This is a genomic window from Mesorhizobium salmacidum (SeqCode), from assembly GCF_037179605.1.
In the GTDB taxonomy this organism is placed as follows: Bacteria; Pseudomonadota; Alphaproteobacteria; order Rhizobiales; family Rhizobiaceae; genus Mesorhizobium; species Mesorhizobium salmacidum.
The window spans coordinates 1-431 of record NZ_JAPYKS010000097.1; the positions used below are offsets into that span (position 1 = coordinate 1).

At 60.6% G+C, this 431-nt stretch carries 1 protein-coding gene; it reads right to left on the reverse strand.

The window, feature by feature from the left end; translation table 11 throughout:
* On the reverse strand, window positions 1-431 hold a 431-nt coding region (locus tag O7A60_RS32175), incomplete at both ends, for an adenosine kinase (protein WP_337109596.1).

Here is a 431-nt window from a genome sequence, read left to right on the forward strand (position 1 = left end):
GTGTCGACCAGTTCCTTGATGGTGGTTGCCTTTATGACCACGGTCTCGTCGCCGCGTACGATGACCGAGCCTTTTTCGGAACGGGTCACCGCCGCGATCTTGCAATCCTTGCGGATCTGCGCCAGCGCCTCGTCGAAGGACGAAGTCTGGTAAAGCGACTTGATCTCGTGGCTGTTGGCAAAAACAATGTCGACCGTGCCCGAGCGCATCAGGTCGAGGAATTCGTCGCGGTAGCGGTCGACGCAGAATGGATCCGATAAGGTCATCGAGACTTCGCGACCGGCCGCGTGCGCAAGTTTCGCCGTCTGCCGGATGGCTTCCTTGGCGCGCGGCGGGTCCCATAGATAACCTTCGAAATACGTGACCTTGGCGCCCGACGCCTTGTCGGCCTCGACATCTTCCGGCCCGAGTTCGACGCAGGCGCCGAGATA